The organism is Roseateles subflavus, assembly GCF_030285365.1.
GTDB classification, from domain to species: Bacteria; Pseudomonadota; Gammaproteobacteria; order Burkholderiales; family Burkholderiaceae_C; genus Roseateles_B; species Roseateles_B subflavus.
This window is the reverse complement of sequence record NZ_JASVDS010000007.1, coordinates 31,748-46,468: the sequence shown is the minus strand read 5'-3', so window position 1 is coordinate 46,468 and position 14,721 is coordinate 31,748. Positions and strand designations below refer to the sequence as shown.

The 14,721-nt window shown below is 71.0% G+C and carries 11 protein-coding genes; 7 read left to right on the top strand and 4 right to left on the bottom strand.

Annotation, left to right across the window (positions count from 1 at the left end):
- Positions 1-7: 7 nt before the first annotated feature.
- The 4 genes from QRD43_RS19835 to QRD43_RS19820 all read left to right on the top strand — a co-directional run bounded on the left by QRD43_RS19835 (position 8) and on the right by QRD43_RS19820 (position 6,503).
- Positions 8-2,893 (top strand): helicase-related protein, encoded by a 2,886-nt coding sequence (locus QRD43_RS19835; protein WP_285984237.1) that lies wholly within the window; start codon positions 8-10, stop codon positions 2,891-2,893.
- Between the two features lie 547 nt (positions 2,894-3,440).
- Positions 3,441-5,234, top strand: a complete 1,794-nt coding sequence (locus QRD43_RS19830; protein WP_285984236.1) for a DEAD/DEAH box helicase — start codon at positions 3,441-3,443, stop codon at positions 5,232-5,234.
- Positions 5,235-5,304: 70 nt separating this feature from the next.
- Positions 5,305-5,955 carry a DUF1294 domain-containing protein gene (locus QRD43_RS19825; protein ID WP_285984235.1) on the top strand — a complete coding sequence of 217 codons (651 nt, stop codon included), beginning with the start codon at positions 5,305-5,307 and terminating at the stop codon, positions 5,953-5,955.
- Positions 5,956-5,972: 17 nt separating this feature from the next.
- On the top strand, positions 5,973-6,503 hold the full coding sequence (locus QRD43_RS19820) for a GNAT family N-acetyltransferase (RefSeq protein WP_285984234.1): 531 nt from the start codon (positions 5,973-5,975) through the stop codon (positions 6,501-6,503).
- Here the strand turns inward: QRD43_RS19820 and QRD43_RS19815 are convergent, their stop codons facing one another.
- Both QRD43_RS19815 and QRD43_RS19810 read right to left on the bottom strand, forming a co-directional pair.
- A complete protein-coding gene (locus tag QRD43_RS19815; RefSeq protein ID WP_285984233.1) occupies positions 6,504-6,962 on the bottom strand; it encodes a CYTH domain-containing protein in 459 nt (152 codons plus the stop codon).
- 18 nt (positions 6,963-6,980) lie between these two features.
- Positions 6,981-8,027, bottom strand: coding sequence for a quinone-dependent dihydroorotate dehydrogenase (locus QRD43_RS19810; RefSeq protein ID WP_285984232.1), 1,047 nt, complete (start codon positions 8,025-8,027; stop codon positions 6,981-6,983).
- Positions 8,028-8,145: 118 nt separating this feature from the next.
- Here QRD43_RS19810 and QRD43_RS19805 point away from each other — a divergent pair, with 118 nt between their 5' ends.
- The 3 genes from QRD43_RS19805 to QRD43_RS19795 all read left to right on the top strand — a co-directional run bounded on the left by QRD43_RS19805 (position 8,146) and on the right by QRD43_RS19795 (position 10,600).
- A complete protein-coding gene (locus QRD43_RS19805; RefSeq protein ID WP_285984231.1) occupies positions 8,146-9,276 on the top strand; it encodes a 3-deoxy-7-phosphoheptulonate synthase in 1,131 nt (376 codons plus the stop codon).
- A gap of 66 nt (positions 9,277-9,342) precedes the next feature.
- A complete protein-coding gene (gene rpiA / locus QRD43_RS19800) occupies positions 9,343-10,005 on the top strand; it encodes a ribose-5-phosphate isomerase RpiA (protein ID WP_285984230.1) in 663 nt (220 codons plus the stop codon).
- 10 nt (positions 10,006-10,015) lie between these two features.
- Positions 10,016-10,600 carry a hypothetical protein gene (locus QRD43_RS19795; RefSeq protein WP_285984229.1) on the top strand — a complete coding sequence of 195 codons (585 nt, stop codon included), beginning with the start codon at positions 10,016-10,018 and terminating at the stop codon, positions 10,598-10,600.
- A gap of 136 nt (positions 10,601-10,736) precedes the next feature.
- Here the strand turns inward: QRD43_RS19795 and QRD43_RS19790 are convergent, their stop codons facing one another.
- Positions 10,737-12,296, bottom strand: coding sequence for a M4 family metallopeptidase (locus QRD43_RS19790; RefSeq protein ID WP_285984228.1), 1,560 nt, complete (start codon positions 12,294-12,296; stop codon positions 10,737-10,739).
- 194 nt (positions 12,297-12,490) lie between these two features.
- Positions 12,491-14,647: a sensor histidine kinase gene (locus QRD43_RS19785; protein WP_285984227.1), complete on the bottom strand. Its 2,157-nt coding sequence runs from the start codon at positions 14,645-14,647 to the stop codon at positions 12,491-12,493.
- Positions 14,648-14,721: the final 74 nt, after the last annotated feature.

Genomic DNA, 14,721 nt, shown 5'->3' with positions numbered 1-14,721 from the left:
CCATGCCATGGCAACTAGCAAAACCCCGCGCCGCAAGGCCGCCCCCGACGCCGCGCCCGAGACGGCAGCGCCGGCCCCCGTGAAGAAGCCGGCAGCGAAGACGGCGCCCAAGACGGCGCCCAAGACTGCTGCCCCGACCGCCGCCAAGGTGGCGGCCAAGACGGCAACGAAGACGGCCCCGAAGACGGCCACGAAGGCGGCTACCAAGGCGCCCGCGAAGGCCGCCACCAAGGCCCCGGCCCAGGCCCCCGTGAAGGCCGCGGCCAAGGCAGCGGCCGTGGCCCCCGCGAAGACCGCGGCCAAGAAGACCGCCACCTCCGCCAAGACCGCTCCGGCCGCCAAGAAGGCGGCCGTGGCAGTGGACGCCCCTGAGGCGAGCACGCCCGCGAAGGTCGCCAAAGCTTCCGCCAGGACCTCTGCCAAGACCTCCGCCAAGAAGGCGCCGGTGAAGACCGCCGCCGCCCGCAAGGTCACGGCCAAGCCGGTGAAGCCGGAGCTGCCGGTGGTCGAACCCGAGGCATCGGCCGCACGCAAGCCGGCGAAGAAGGGGGCCGCCCAGAACGCTGGCGACGCCGTGACCCCGGTCGCAACGCCTGCCCCGCGCAGCCGCGCCGCGGCCCCGAAGGCAAAGGCCGCCGACCCGGTGGCTGCCGCGGCCAAGCCCGCTCGCAAGCGCAAGGCGGCAGACGTGACGGTGGAACCGGTGGCTGCCAAGCCCGCCCGCAAGGCAACGGCACAGCCGGTGGACACGCCGGCCGCCCCGGCCGGCAAGACCCGCAAGACCGCCACGCCCGCCGTGGCGGCCCCTGTGGCGGCGCTCGTCGCCGAGGTGGCGGCGGCCTTCGAGCAGCCCGCGCCTGAAGCCGGCAGCCGCCGTGGTCGCAAGGCGGCCGCCCCGGTCGCCGTGCCCGACGCGCCGCCCGCCCGCAAGTCCCGCGCTGCAAAGCCGGTCGCCGTCGCCGAGGCGCCGCAGGCACCGGACGCCGAGCGCCTGGCCGACGTGCCCGCACCCGTCACCCGGCCGCAAGGTCCCGACTGGCGCTGGCACAAGACCCAGCCGGGCCTGTTCGGCAGCTATGCCATCCAGTCGGCCGGCGGTGAGACGCTCGCCACGCTGGACCTGCAGGGCAGTGCCCTGGGTCGCTACCGCTGCAGCTGCGCGGAATTCCAGGACAGCGAGGCGGGGGACTGCGCGCACAGCCACTGGCTCATCGCTCAGCTCGCTGGCGCCCGCGCGGGCCAGGCCGAGCGCCTCGCCGCCGGGCCGGACACGCCCTACAGCGAGCTGACGCTGAGCGCCGGCTGGGAACGCCGCCTGGTCTGGCGTCTGGGGCAGGGCGCGAGCCCGGCGCTGCGCGCGCTGGCCGAGGACTGGGCTGACGAGGAGGGCCGCTTCATCGCGCCGCTGGAGGGTCAGGTCTTGCCTGCGCTGCTGCAGGCGGCGGCCGAGGAGGGCCACGAACTGCGCGTGGCGCCGGACGTCTGGCAGCAGCTGGCGCTGTCGGCCGATGCCGGCGACCGCGTCGAGCGCCTGGCGCAGCGTTTCGAAGAGGGCCTGGCCTCGCCGGCGCTGCACGCGCTGGTGAAAACGGCCCTGCCGGAGCTGCAATGGGAAGCCGCGCTCTTCGCCGTCTGCGCGGGGCGTGCCTTGCTGGCGGACGAGTCCCCGCTGCCGCAGCGGGCCTCGGCCGTGGTCGCGGCGCGCCTGTGGCAGACCGGTTTTGACGTCGGCACCGTGGCCATCGTGGCGCCGGCCGAGCTGCAGGCCGCATGGCGTGACGAGGCCCAGCGCCTGCTGGGCGCCTGGCCGGCCGACTGGACGCTGACGACGCCGGGCGCGCTCGACGTGGCCCGCGGCTGTGAACTGCTGATCGTCGACGCCATCGAGACCCTGGGCGAGGCACTGCCGTCGCTCCAGGCGATCGGCGCGCCGCAGCTGATCTTGCTGGCTCAGCAAGAGTTGCTGGGCACCGCGCTGCTCGCTCCGCTGGTGGCCTGGCTCGACGAGGCCCGTCGCGGTCCCTATGCGGCCCTGCGTCGCCTGGGGGCGGAGGCCGGCAAGCGCCAGCAGCGGGAGGTGCTGGAGGCTGTGATGCTGGCGCGCCGCCGTCGCGATCTGGCGCAAGGCCTGCCCGCGTCGCTGGCGGCCCAGCTCTCGACCACGCTGCTGCACATCGCGGCGCAGGACGCGCCGGGCGTGCAGCTCGACGCTGCCGATGTCCAGGCCGTGACGCGCCTGCATCAGCGCTGGTCCCGCCTGGGCAGCCTGTCCGCCGGTGAGCAGCTGCAGCTGCAGCAGGCGCTGCTGCGTCTTCGCCACGGCGAGGGTGCGCAGGCCGAGCGCCGGGGCGAGGCCCGTGCCGCAGCCCTGGTGCGGCTGCTGCCGGAACTCGTGCCCGCCCGCGCCGAGCGCGTGGTGGTCTTTGCGCAGCAGGACGCCGCCTTGCGCCCGCTGGCGCTGGCGCTGCAGGACCTCGGCCTGCCGCTGGCCAATCTGCGCCAGCACCAGAGCGCCGAGGTGCGTGCCCTGGAATTGCAGGCCTGGGCCGAGGGCGAGGCCAGCGTGCTGCTGGCCACCGACGCCGCCTGCGCGGGCCTGGAACTGCGCCAGGAGGGCAGCGTGCTGGTGCATGCCGACGTCAGCTGGAACCCCGCGCTGATGCGCGAGCGCCAGGCGCGTGTGGCGATCGACGGTGGCGAGGTGCCGGCCTGGGTGCTGGTGCTCGAGAGCGCGCTGGATGCCGCTGTGCTGGCGGCTCACGGCGAAGCGGACGCGCTGCCGTCCGCGGTGCAGGATGGCGAGGCCGGTGCCATTCCCTTCCTGGCCGGCACCGACCTGCAGGCCTTCATGGAGGCCCTGGGCCGGGCGCTGGCCGCCTTGCCCGGCGCCTGAGCAGGGCGGGGGCGCCGCCCGCGGCCGCGTGGCCCTGGTCGCCCCTACCGGCGCATGCCGGAGCCGCCGGTCCAACCGGCATGAATTCACGCCGTCTCCCGTTTCGGCCCTGAGCGCATGCGCCCAGGGCCCGCGGGTGCTGGCGCTTTCCGTGAAAACCCTGGTATACTCGCGGCTTCGCTGCAGCAAGGCGTCCATGCCCATCCCGGGTTTGACAGGGCCTCGCCAGTGAACCGTACGTCTCCTCTGACCTTGTCCGGCAGCCCCTGGCCATCACTTCGATGCGCACGCGGTGCCCGACGCCCTCGGGTTCGGTCGGCGGCGATGCCGTCGCTTTGACTGTGACCCCGACGCCGCACCGGCTCCAGAGCTCAAGCCTCTTTCTCTGCTTGGCAGACCCCTGATGGTCTCGCACGCCCGGTGTACGACGTGAATCGTCTTCCAGCGACCTGACCAAGACCGCGGCTTTTCAATTGCCTGCTGCGGTCGCATGCCTTGCGCCTGCCATTCCTGGCCGACGCCAGGCATGGCTTTGCAGAAAGAAATCATGAGTTTTGAAAATCTGGGCCTGAACGAAGTCCTGCTGCGTGCCGTGAAGGATTCCGGCTACGAGAACGCCACCGAAGTGCAGACCCTGGCCATCCCGCCCGCCATCGAAGGCGCGGACCTGATGGTCTCGTCGCGCACCGGTTCGGGCAAGACCGCCTCCTTCATCCTGCCCGCGCTGGAGAAGATCATTGCCGCCCGCGGTGACAACACCAAGCGCCGCGAGAAGGGCAAGATCTACGGCCCCAAGGTCCTGGTCCTGGCCCCCACCCGCGAGCTGGCCATGCAGGTTGCCAAGGCCGCACAGACCTACGGCCGCCATGTGCAGGGCCTGAAGGTCGCCACCGTGCTGGGCGGCATGCCCTATCCCCTGCAGATCCGTCAGCTGACGGGCCCGCTGGACCTCCTGATCGCCACCCCCGGCCGCCTGCTGGACCACCTGGCCTCGGGCAAGTGCGTGCTGGAGAACGTCGAGATGCTGGTGCTGGACGAGGCCGACCGCATGCTGGACATGGGCTTCATCGACGACATCAACACCGTCGCCGCCGCCACCCCGGCCACCCGCCAGACCGTGATGTACAGCGCGACCTTCGCCGGCCACGTCGGCCGCCTGGCCCAGGAGCTGCTGCGCGACCCGCAGCGCATCGACGTCGCCTCGCACACCGACACGCACGAGAACATCGAGCAGCGCCTGCACTGGGCGGACAACCCCATCCACAAGGACAAGCTGCTGGAGTCCATCCTGGCCCAGCCCGAGCTCGACCAGGCCGTGGTGTTCACCAGCACCCAGCGTGACGCCGACTGGCTGGCCGAGCGCCTGGCCGAGATCGGCCACGCCGTGGCCCCGCTGCACGGCGCCATGCCGCAAGGCAAGCGCAACCGCACGCTGATGGCCCTGCGCCGTCGCGAGGTGCGCGTGCTGGTGGCCACCGACGTCGCCGCCCGCGGCATCGACGTGCCGACCATCACCCACGTGATCAACTACGGCCTGCCGATGAAGGCCGAGGACTACGTGCACCGCATCGGCCGTACCGGTCGCGCCGGCCGTCAAGGCCTGGCCGTGACGCTGGCCCTGCGTGACGATGTGTCCATGATCCGTCGCATCCAGCACTTCACCACCCAGCAGATCCCGGTGACGCACATCGAGGGCCTCGAGCCCAAGACGCAGGAACCGCGCATCTTCCCGCCGCGTCCCGCCGGCGAGCGTGGCTTCGATCGTGGCGATCGTGGTGACCGTCCGGGCTGGGCGCAGAAGGGCGACAAGCGCTTCGGCAGCAAGCCCTTCCAGCGCGAGGGCTTCGCGCCGCGCGGCAACTTCCAGCCGCGTGACGGCTTCGCTCCCCGTGACGGCTTCGCGCCCCGCGACGGTGGCAAGAGCTTCGGCCGCGAGCAGGGCGCCCAAGGCCGCGACTTCGCCCCGCGTGAGGGCTTCGCGCCGCGCCGTGACGAAGGCTTCCGTCCCGATGCCCGCCGCTTCGACGACCGCAAGCCCTACGGCCAGGACCGCGGCTTCGGCGGCCAGGATCGTGGCTTCGACCGTGGCGGCGACCGTGGTGGTGATCGCCCCGGTTTCGGTGGCGACAAGCGGGGCTTCGCACCGCGTGATGACCGTGGCGGCTCCTTCGGCGAGAAGCGCGGCTTCGGCGGCAAGCCGGCCTTCGGCGACAAGCCCTTCCACGGCAACCGCGAAGGCGGCCGCGAGTTCAACCGTGACTTCGGCGACGACCGCCGTGCCGGCGGCCCGGGCAAGCGTCCGGCCCCGCAGGGTCCGCGTCGCGGCGGCTTCGGTCGCTGAGTGAACGCAGGCCGGCGCGTCGTGGACGCTGCCGGCCTTTTTTTCGTTTCTGGTCGATCAATCAGGCGAGATGGGAACGCGGCAGCACGGCACGCTCACGCAGTGGGACGATGCCAAGGGTTATGGCTTCATCGCCCCGGATGCGGGCGGCGGCAAGCTCTTCGTCCATGCCAGGGCCTTCGGCCTGCGTGCCTGGCGCCCCTACGTGGGCGAGCGCCTGAGCTTCGAGGCCGGGCATGACGCGCAGGGCAAGCCTCGCGCGCTGCGCGCCAAGGCGCTGCAGCCCCGTCGTCCGGCGGCGGCCCGCAAACCGGCACCGGCCCGGCCCGCGCCGGGCTCGCGCGACGCGGCCCGCGGGGGCGCCGTCCTCCTGCTGATCCCGGCCTTCGCCTCGCTGGTGCTGGCCGTGCACCTGTCCTGGCCGCTGCCCCACGGCGTGTGGGGCGCCTACATGGCCATGAGCCTCGCCACCTTCATCGTCTACGCCGGCGACAAGCGCGCCGCCCGCAAGGGGCAGTGGCGCGTGGCCGAATCGACGCTGCAGGGCCTGGCCCTGTGCTGCGGCTGGCCCGGCGCGCTGCTGGCCCAGCAGCTGCTGGCGCACAAGCGCAGCAAGCCCGTCTTCATGCGAATCTTCTGGGGCACCGTGGCCCTCAACATCCTCGTCTTCGTCGCGCTGTTCACGCCGGCGCTCAATCCCTGGGGCCGCCTGCTGTCCTGAGCTTGCCCGTCTGTGCCATGTCCCCTGACTTTGCCGTGAGGCCGCTGCGCGCGGCCGACCTGGACGCCGTCCTGCGTCTGCAATCCACCTGCTATGGCCCCGACTACGTCGAGCCCGCCGAGGCCTTCGCCTCCAAGCTGCGCGAGACCGCGCCGCTGCAGACCTGCTGGGGCGCCTTCGATGCTGCCGGTGAGCTCCTGGCCTATGCCATCAGCCTGCCCGTGTGCGCCGAGACCATGCCGGGCCTGCATGCCAGCGACTACCGCTGCCCGGCGCAGCCCACGCTGCTGTACCTGCACGACGTGGCCGTGAGCCCGGCAGGGCGGGGACGGGGCCTGGCCCCGCGGCTCCTGGCGCACGTGCAGCACCGCGCCGTCGTGCTCGGTCTGCCGCGCCTCGGCCTGATCGCGGTGCAGGATTCCGCGCCGTTCTGGCAGCGCCTGGGCTTTGCGCCGCTCGCAGCCAAGCCCTCTTGGCTGCAACGCAAGCTGCAGAGCTTCGGCGAGGCGGCACGCTACCTGGAACGCCAGGTCAACCCCGCGGGCTGATCACCAGCTGGAGAAGGGCCGCGCCGCCAGCGCGGAGTTGAAGTAGCGCGGGTCCTGCGTCACTTCCTCGCCGACCCAGGCCGGGCGCTCGAAGGGCTGGTCCTCGCGCGGCAGCTCGATCTCGGCGACGACGAGCGGCGCATTGGCGCCCAGGAACTCATCGATCTCCCAGACGAGCTCGCCCATGGGCACCAGATGGCGCCGCTTCTCGACCGCCGGGCCGTCCGCCAGCGCGAGCAGCGCCTGCGCGTCGGCCACTGGAATCGCGTACTCGAACTCGCTGCGCGTGGCACCCACGCTGCGCCCCTTGATCGTGAGGAAGGCCTGCTCGCCATCGATGCGCACCCGCACCGTGCGGGCCGGATCGCGGTTCAGGTAGGCCTGGCAGAGGTAGCGGCCCTCACCGTGGCGCCAGGCCTCGCCCTGCACCAGGAACTTGCGTTCGATCTCGATGCCCATGTGCTTTGCGTCCCGCCCTCAGCCCTTGAAGCCCTGCAGCGCACGGGCGCACTCGGGCACCAGGGCCGAGCCCTTGTAGATGAGGCCCGTGTAGACCTGCACCAGATCGGCCCCCGCCTGCAGCTTGGCGCGGGCGTGCTCACCGCTCATCACGCCGCCGGCGCCGATGATGGGATAGCCCGCACCGAGCTCGGCGCGCAGCAGGCGGATCACGCGGTTGCTGGGCTCGAACACGGGCTGGCCTGAGAGCCCGCCCGTCTCCTCGGCATGCGGCAGGCCCTTCACGGCCTCGCGGCCGATGGTCGTGTTGGTGGCGATGACGCCATCGATGCCGTTGGCCTTCAGCGTGCGGGCGATCACCACGACCTGGTCCTCGTCCAGGTCCGGCGCGATCTTCAGGAACATCGGCACCACGCGGCCGTGCTCGGCCTGCAGCTGCAGCTTGCGTTCCTGCAGGCGCGAGAGCAGGGCGTCCAGCGCCTCGTCGCTCTGCAGGGCGCGCAGGTTCTTGGTGTTGGGGCTGGAGATGTTGACGGTGATGTAGTCGGCATGCGGGTACACGCCGGCCAGGCCGATCAGGTAGTCGTCCACCGCGTGCTCGATGGGCGTGACGGCGTTCTTGCCGATGTTCAGGCCCAGCAGGCCGCCGGCCTGCCTGAAGCTGTGGGCCTGCTTCACGTTGGCGATGAAGCTGTCCAGGCCTTCGTTGTTGAAGCCCAGGCGGTTGATCAGCGCGTTGGCCGCAGGCAGGCGGAACATGCGCGGCTTGTCATTGCCCGGCTGGCCCTTGGGCGTGACGGTGCCGACCTCGATGAAGCCGAAGCCCATGGCGCCCAGGCCGTCGATGCAGCGGCCGTTCTTGTCCAGGCCGGCGGCCAGGCCCACGCGGTTGGGGAAGCGCAGGCCGGCCAGCTGCACGGGGTCGCTCACGCGGCTCTGCGACCACAGGCACTGCAGCGGCGTGTTCTGGAAGCGGGCGATGGAGCCCAGCGTCACTTCGTGGGCATGCTCGGGGTCCATGCCGAAGAGGAAGGGGCGGGTCAGGGCGTAGGGGATCAGGGACATGGCGGCACGGCGGCGCCCCGGCGGCGTGAGGCCAGGGGCATAGGCTTGTAGGGGTGGGGGCGATTGTCGCATCCGCCCTCGCTGATAATCGGGGCAATCCCGCCTCTGCCCAGCCCTCATGAAATCCCTCGACCATCCCCAGAATGACCGCGAGATCGGCTCGCGCGACAGCACCCGTGACACCACCCGCACCGATGACACCCGCATCGGCGCCGTGCGCCCCCTGATCTCGCCCGCCCTGCTGCTGGACGAGCTGCCCATCTCCGACGAGGCCCTCAACGTCGTCGAGCGCGCCCGCCACGAGATCAGCGACGTGCTGCACGGCCGCGACGACCGCCTGCTGGTGGTGGTGGGCCCGTGCTCCATCCACGACCACGACCAGGCCATGGACTACGCCCGCCTGCTCAAGAAGGCCCGCGACGAGATGAAGGGCGAGCTGCTGCTGGTGATGCGCGTCTACTTCGAGAAGCCGCGCACCACCGTCGGCTGGAAGGGCTACATCAACGACCCGCGCCTGGACGGCAGCTTCCACATGAACGAAGGCCTGCGCCTGGCGCGCCAGCTGCTGCTGGACGTGACGGCGCTGGGCCTGCCCGCCGGCACGGAGTTCCTGGACCTGCTCTCGCCGCAGTACATCTCCGACCTCATCGCCTGGGGCGCCATCGGGGCCCGCACGACCGAGAGCCAGAGCCACCGCCAGCTGGCGTCCGGCCTGTCCTGCCCGGTCGGCTTCAAGAACGCGACGGACGGCGGCATCAAGGTCGCGGCCGACGCCGTGCTGGCCGCCCGCGCCAGCCATGCCTTCATGGGCATGACCAAGATGGGCGCCGCCGCCATCTTCGAGACCCGCGGCAACGACGACTGCCACCTGATCCTGCGCGGCGGCAAGACGCCCAACTACGACGCCGCCTCGGTGCAGGCCGCCTGCGACGCACTGAAGTCCGCCGGCCTGCGCGAGCAGGTGATGATCGACTTCTCGCATGCCAACTCCAGCAAGAAGTTCGAGCGCCAGATCGATGTCGGCCGTGACGTCGCCGCCCAGATCTCCGGCGGGGACAGCCGCATCACCGGCGTGATGATCGAGTCCCACCTGCAGGCCGGCCGCCAGGACCTGCTGGACGGCCAGACGCGTGCCGACCTCAAGCCCGGCGTCTCCATCACCGACGCCTGCCTGGGCTGGGTGCAGACGGAGCCCCTGCTGCGCGAGCTCGCCGCCGCCGTGAAGGCCCGCCGCGCCCGCCAGGCCTGATGGCCTGATGGCCGGATCCCCGCCTGGCAAGACCTGACCCTCTTCAGAACCCCCGGAAAGACTGCAATGACCCAAGACGAACTCAAGGCCCTCGTCGGCCAGGCTGCGATGGCCTATGTGCAGGAAGGCGCCATCGTGGGCGTCGGCACCGGCTCGACGGTGGACAAGTTCATCGACGCCCTGGCCGCCAGCGGCCGGAAGATCGCCGGCGCTGTCTCCAGCTCCGTGCGTTCCACCGAGCGCATGAAGGCGCTGGGCATTCCCGTGCTCGAGGCCGCCGAGGTGAAGGGCCTGAAGGTCTACATCGACGGCGCCGACGAGATCGACCACCAGGGCCACATGGTCAAGGGCGGCGGTGCTGCGCTGACCCGCGAGAAGATCGTCGCGGACCTGGCCGAGACCTTCGTCTGCATCGCCGACGAGTCCAAGCTCGTGCCGACGCTGGGCAAGTTCCCGCTGCCGGTGGAGGTCATCCCCATGGCCGCCGCCCAGATCGCCCGCCGCTTCGCCGCCATGGGCGCCGAGGCGCAGCTGCGTGCCGGCGTGGTGACGGACAACGGCTGCCACATCCTCGACGTGCGCGGTCTGTCCATCACGGATCCGGCTGCCTTCGAGGCCGACGTGAACCAGTGGCCCGGCGTGGTCACCGTGGGCGTCTTCGCCCGCAACAAGGCCGGCGTGTGCCTGCTCGGCACGGCCGAGGGCGTCAAGACGCTCACCTTCGCCTGAGCCCGCGGCGGTGGTCCGCGACACCCTGGCCTACCTGCTGGGCCGGCGAGCCTTCGAGGAGCGCCACCACCGGCGCTACCAGTTCGCGGCCAGCCTGATCCTGCGCTTCATGGCGAGTGCCCTGGCCCTGTCCTACGTGATGGCCGGGCAGGAGGAATGGCGCTGGATCCGTGCCGCGATGGTCGGCTGGGTGCCGGCCTGGCTGTTCACGCCCGAGCTGATGGCGCTCGTGCACGGGCTCTTCTCGGGCCTTCGCGAGCAGGCGCTGTCGGACGTGCAGGGGCAGTACTACGCCTTTCGCGGCAAGCCGATCCGCGTCGTGGAATGGCTGCCGGGCGAGCGCTGGCTCGCCACGGACGACCTCGAGCGCGTGCTCGGCTTCGCCATCAGTCGCCAGTTCCTGCGACATGCCCAGCAGCAGACGCTGTGCATCCAGCGCGACGGCCGCGTCTGGCTCAGCGCGCCGGCGGTGCTGACCTATCTGGAGGGCCGCCCGGAGCCGCTGTCCCTGAAGCTGCGGCAGTGGGTGCACGGCACGGTCTGGCTGCCTTCCGCGCAGGCGAGGCGCCTCGGCAAGGACCGCTGGCAGCAGTGACCGGCGGCGCCGGGATCGTCCCAGGCTGAGTGCCCGTGGCAGGCCATGAAAAAGGGGAAGCCGGCTGGCTTCCCCTTGTCACTGGCGGCCGAGGCGCCGACGGCCGCGAGGGCCTGGGCGCCTGCTGGCCTCAAGCTCAGTTCACGTTGACGGCCGTCCAGGCCGCGGCCACGGCATTGGCCTGCGTGCTGCCAGCGCCGTACAGCTCGTTGGCCGCGGCGATGGTGGCGGCGCGGGCGCCGGCGTAGTTGGTGCTGGAGGTCATCTTGGTGGTCAGCGCGCGGTACCAGATCTTGGCGGCGGCATCGCGGCCGATGCCGGTCAGGCTGCCCGTGCCGGTGGCCACGCGGGTGTCGCCGGCCTTGCAGGTGGGGCTGCTGCCCAGGCTGCTGCTGGTGCCCTCGGCGAGCATGAAGTAGAAGTGGTTGGCCACGCCCGAGCTGTAGTGCACGTCGAGGCTGCCCACGCCGCTGTACCAGCAGTCGGCGGAGGCGCCGTCGGCGCTCGGCTTCATCATGTTGCGCAGGAAGGCCGACTTCACCATGACCTTCTCACCGATCAGGTAGTCGCCGGCGTCGCTGCCGTTGGCGGCATAGAACTCGACCATGGTGCCGAAGATGTCCGAGGTGGCTTCGTTGAGGCCGCCGGATTCGCCGGAGTAGGTCAGGTTGGCGGTGCGGCTCGTGACGCCGTGAGTCATTTCATGGCCGGCCACGTCCAGGGAGACGAGGGACTTGAGGCTGGTGCCGTCGCCGTCGCCGTAGGTCATGCAGAAGCAGGAGTCGGACCAGAAGGCGTTGGCGTAGTTGCGGCCGTAGTGCACGCGGTTGAAGGCGCCCTTGCCGTCGTTGGCGATGCCGCTGCGGCCGTGCACGTTCTTGTAGTAGTCCCAGGTGACGGCGGTGCCGTACTGGGCATCGACGGCGGCGGAGGCCAGGTCGGCCGTGGTGCCGGTGCCCCAGACGTTGTCGGTGTCCGTGAAGATCGTGCCGTTGCCGGCCGTCTTCTTGTTCATGTTGGTGGTGTAGGTGCTGCCGCGGGCCGGGTCGCGCAGCTCGTAGCCGCCGGAGATCGAGTTGGTCGTCAGGGTGACCGTGCCGCTGTACAGGCTCTTGCCGGTGCCGGTGGCCGCGGCCGTGTGGATGTCATTCCACATGTCCAGGTGGGCGCCGGTCTGGGCGTCGATGATGGCGTGCTTCTCGAAGGGCGTGCCGTCGGCTTCCTCGCCGCCGACCAGCACGTCCCAGGCCAGGCGGGGCTGCTCGCCACGGGCGTAGATCACGAGCTCGGGCTTGGCGCCCATGTCGGCGCCGCCATGCTTGGCGACGGCCAGCTGCTTGGCCTGGCCGAGCGAGACGGCCGGCTTGGTCACGACCTTGGGCTCGCGGGCCAGCGTGTGGTGCATGGCCTGCAGGCTGCCGTTGCGATCCGAGCGCACGACCAGGTCGCCGCCGATCACGCGCAGGCCATCGACGGTGCGGTCGAAGCGGACGTGCTCGGTGCCGTCGGCATCGACGATCACGTCGCGCACGCTGTAGTCATGGCCGCTGCCGTGCAGGCTGCGCCCGGAGAACTGCTTGATGTGACCCAGCGCGCGGCCTTGCGGGTCGGCTTGAGCGGTCAGGGGGGCCAGCATGAGGCCCGCCAGGGCGGCCACGGCGATGCTGATGCTGTTCAGGGACCTAGACTTCTTCATCGTGTACTCCGTCTTGCGCTGGATCCGGGGATCCTTGTGTTTTTGGGTGGCTTGCCGAGGAGGGGAACTCGGGGCACCCAGCAAATTTGCGACAAGTTGTTTCCTCGCGTGCTCCTCAGAATCCCTCTTGGTGTTGCCCCTCACTTGCGCAGACCATGACGAATGTCATAGGTGTGGCTTTCCGGTTTGCGAAGTCAGACTTCCTTGAATGTCATGGGCAAGCGGATGGTCACGGCCGTGCCCTGGCCGGGTTCGCTCTGCAGCGTGAGGGCGCCGCCCATGCGCTCGACGACGAGCCGGTGCACGCTGGTGAGGCCCAGGCCCACGCCGCTGCGGCCCAGCTGCGTGGTGTAGAAGGGCTCCAGGACGCGCGGGAGGTGCTCGGCGGGGATGCCGACGCCGTCGTCCCGCCAGTGCAGGCGGACCAGCGTCGTTTCGGGCGGCAGCTCGCGGCCCGTGAGAGTCGTGTGCTCCAGCGGCGGATCTGTGGCGTTTTCGAGATTCTCGACCGACAGGTCGATCCAGATCGTTCCCTGCCGACCCTGCCTGAAGCCGTGGATCAGGCTGTTCTCCAGCAGCTGCTGCAGCACGTGCTGCAGGTCCTGCGGGTGCGCGCGGAAGGGACAGTGGGCCGGCAGGTTGAGGCGCAGCTCCACGCCGGCCTCGGCCAGCGCCTGGCGCCAGCTGGAGGCGCTGAGCTGGACGAGTGCGCTGAGGTCCAGATCGCTGCGTTCCTGCTGCCCGTCATCGTGGCCTAGCGTCTTGAAGCGCTGCACGAGTTGCGCCACACGCACGAGACCCCGGTCGATGAGGTCGCTGCCGCCGTCCAGCTGCACCAGCAGGTCGGCCAGCTCGCCCCGGCGCAGGCTGTTTTCCTGGAGCCGCTGGCGCAGCTGCTGCGCCCGCTCGCCGATGAGCGAGGCGCCCATGCGCGCGTTGTCCAGCGGCGTGTTCATCTCGTGAGCCATGCCGGCCACCATGCGCGAGAGCGCCAGCTGCTTCTCGTGCTGCATCAGCGTGCGCATGGCCTGCTCCAGCTGGGCGCTTCGCTCGCGCACCTGGGCTTCGAGCTCATCGTGGGCCTTCTGCAGCGCCATCTCCGTGGCCTGGCGGATGGAGATCTCCGCCTGCAGCCGGGCGAGGGTGTCGGACAGCTCGGCATTGCGCTGGGCCAGCGAGCTCTCGAGGTCGGAGCCGCGCTGGGCGAGGGCCTCGCGCTCGTGGATCAGGTGGGGCCGTTCGAGCACGGCGTCCACCGTGTCGCTCAGCGTGTGAGCCAGCTGCAGGTAGGACGCCTGGCGCAGCTCGTTCAGCCGCTCTGCCGCCCACAATGCATCGCCCATCCGACCCAGCCGGCGCCCGAGGCGCTTCACGGCATGCAGGCAGGCATCCCGCACCGCGGAGCGGTTGAGCCCGTGGCCCATGTAGTCGCGAGCGGCGTCCATCAGCGCCTGCCATCCCGCCTCGCTCTGCTGGGCGTTGACCAGCACGGCGCAGTAGCGGTGCCACTCCTTCCAGCCCGGGCGGTTGGGATCGACCTCCGGCCGGCGCTCTACCGCCTCCATCAGCGAGCGGCTGAGCTCGGCGTGGCCGCGGGTGGCCTCGACGATCGCGAGATTGGTCAGGCTCACCGAGGCCAGCGCTTCCAGGCCGTGGGCCTCGGCCAGGGCCATGGCCTCCCGGTGCAGGGCGATGGATTCCTCGAGGTGACGCTCGAAGCTGGCGTCGTCGTCCGCGCGGATGGCCAGGCTGAAGGCCGCGCCGGCGGCCCCGGCGCCGCCGAGGATGCGATGGCGGAAGGCGGGCGGCAGCGGCGTGCCTTCGGCGAGCAGCTGCCGGCAGGATGCGCCCAGCTCCTCGTACATCTCGGCGTGGAAGAGCACGCTGTTGCGCTGCACCGTCATCAGCTGCGCGAGTTCGTCCTCGCCGCCCTGCAGGTAAAGGCTCGCGGCCATGCCGGCGCTGTGCAGGGAGGCCGGGAACATCTGCAGCAGGCTCTCGAGCGTGTGCATGACCCGCCACGCGGCGGCCTCGGCGAGCGGGGCCTTGAGGGTCATGCCGAGCTGCTGCAGCTCCCGCGCCCGGCGCAGGCGCTGCAGTGCGGCGGACGGGTCGCGACCGATGCCCTGGAGCAGCCGGTAGGCCTCCAGCTCCAGGGTCTGGGCCGGATCGGGACGGAAGCCGTTCGCGCGCTCCAGCTCCTCGCGAAGCTTCTCGGCGGGCCATTCAAGCTGGCTGAGCCGCATGCCGGCGAGCAGCTGCTCGAGCTCGTCCGGCCCGGCGTCGGCTGGCCGCGCGGGAGACGCGATGACGTGAGGGTCGGACCTTGCGCCGCTGATCGATGGGGGCACTTGCTGAGACTCCTGGCAGTGCGGACTGGGCGGTGCGCTGGTATCAGCTTAGCGTCTCGGGCCGGCACGTCCAG

Excerpts from the sequence above, each read along its gene's own strand:
- QRD43_RS19835 (WP_285984237.1), top strand. The coding sequence starts at position 8 with ATGGCAACTAGCAAAACCCCGCGCCGCAAGGCCGCCCCCGACGCCGCG.
- QRD43_RS19830 (WP_285984236.1), top strand. The coding sequence starts at position 3,441 with ATGAGTTTTGAAAATCTGGGCCTGAACGAAGTCCTGCTGCGTGCCGTG.
- QRD43_RS19825 (WP_285984235.1), top strand. The coding sequence starts at position 5,305 with ATGGGAACGCGGCAGCACGGCACGCTCACGCAGTGGGACGATGCCAAG.
- QRD43_RS19820 (WP_285984234.1), top strand. The coding sequence starts at position 5,973 with ATGTCCCCTGACTTTGCCGTGAGGCCGCTGCGCGCGGCCGACCTGGAC.
- QRD43_RS19815 (WP_285984233.1), bottom strand. The coding sequence starts at position 6,962 with ATGGGCATCGAGATCGAACGCAAGTTCCTGGTGCAGGGCGAGGCCTGG.
- QRD43_RS19810 (WP_285984232.1), bottom strand. The coding sequence starts at position 8,027 with ATGTCCCTGATCCCCTACGCCCTGACCCGCCCCTTCCTCTTCGGCATG.
- QRD43_RS19805 (WP_285984231.1), top strand. The coding sequence starts at position 8,146 with ATGAAATCCCTCGACCATCCCCAGAATGACCGCGAGATCGGCTCGCGC.
- rpiA (WP_285984230.1), top strand. The coding sequence starts at position 9,343 with ATGACCCAAGACGAACTCAAGGCCCTCGTCGGCCAGGCTGCGATGGCC.
- QRD43_RS19790 (WP_285984228.1), bottom strand. The coding sequence starts at position 12,296 with ATGAAGAAGTCTAGGTCCCTGAACAGCATCAGCATCGCCGTGGCCGCC.